The 1,257-nt window shown below is 55.1% G+C and carries 2 protein-coding genes; both read right to left on the reverse strand.

Features of this window, described 5'->3' with window-relative positions:
* Positions 1-38: 38 nt before the first annotated feature.
* On the reverse strand, positions 39-884 hold the full coding sequence (locus tag LU671_RS29250) for an IS3 family transposase (protein WP_324256565.1): 846 nt from the start codon (positions 882-884) through the stop codon (positions 39-41).
* Entirely contained in the window at positions 881-1,240 is a 360-nt protein-coding gene (locus tag LU671_RS29255) for a transposase (protein ID WP_075043813.1), read from the reverse strand. The genes LU671_RS29250 and LU671_RS29255 overlap by 4 nt, the downstream gene beginning before the upstream one ends.
* Positions 1,241-1,257 lie beyond the last annotated feature (17 nt).

Here is a 1,257-nt window from a genome sequence, read left to right on the forward strand (position 1 = left end):
CTTGAACTGGTCAAGTAATTTTGGACACCGGTTAAGGTTTATGCCGCTGCCTTGAGCTTTTCCTCCATGGCTACTGGCGTTTCATAGCCGTTGTAGCTGTGGAGGCGCTTGAGGTTGTAGCGCATCAGATAAGCCTGGATATCCACTCGTGCCTGCGCTTCGGTCTCGTAACCCTCTGCCGGCACCCATTCTGATTTCAATGCTCCGAAGAATCGCTCCATGGCAGCGTTATCCCAGCATTGGCCTCGATGGCTCATGCTCTGGTTCAAGTTGTACTCATCGAGCGCGGCTCTGAATTTATGGCTGGTGTACTGACAGCCCTGGTCTGAATGAAACATTACGCCCGCCGGCCTACCCCGCGATTCAGCGGCCATGCGCAGGGCGTTACAAGCTAAGTTGGCATCTGCAATCATCGAGAATGCCCAACCCACTACGCGACGGGCATAGAGGTCAATCACGGCGGCTAGGTACAGCCAGCGCCTGCCAACCTGGATATAGGTCACATCGCCACACCAAACCTCATTGATCGCCGAAACCTTGAAATTGCGCTTCAGCTGATTCTCGGCGATCAACGCTTCTGCCCCTGATGACCGATAGCGGTGCGGCCTGCGCTGTTTGCACTTCAGGCCAGCTTCACGCATTAGCGCACGCACCTTGTATCGTCCTATTTCATGGCCTTCGTGCCGCAATTCCTGCGCCAGGGTTCGCGAGCCAGAAGCACTTCGCGATGCGTTGAAGTGCTTGATTACCAGCAGGCGTAGCGCATCTCTGGCCGGGTTTTCACGTCCTTGCCGTTTGCGCCACGCATAGAAACTGCTGCGCTTAACCCCAAGCACGCGGCAGCAGTCGACAACAGGGTATTGCTCACTCAGCTCGTTGATCAGCGAGAACGATCTTTGGAGTCCCGAAGCAGGAGAGCACTGGCCTTTTTTAGGATTTCGATATCCCGATCCTTTTGCCGAACCAGCGCTTCGAGTTCTTCAATTCGTTGCTGCTCGGGTGTGATCGCTTTGGCTCCAGCAGGAACCTTACCGGCTCTCTCTTCACGCACCTGATCAACCCAGCGGCGAAGCGCGGTAGGGCCCAGCCCAAGGGCTGCACAGACCTCAGGAACTGACTGCCCACCGTCCAGCACCATTTCGGCAGCTTGGACTTTGTATTCTCTTGAATAAGATTTACGCACTGATTTTGCCTCCAATTGGGCGCCATCATAGCGCCCGATGAAGGTGTCCAAAATCATTAGGCCAGTTCACCTTG

The organism is Pseudomonas sp. NMI760_13, from assembly GCF_021283245.1.
Taxonomy (GTDB): Bacteria; Pseudomonadota; Gammaproteobacteria; order Pseudomonadales; family Pseudomonadaceae; genus Aquipseudomonas; species Aquipseudomonas peradeniyensis.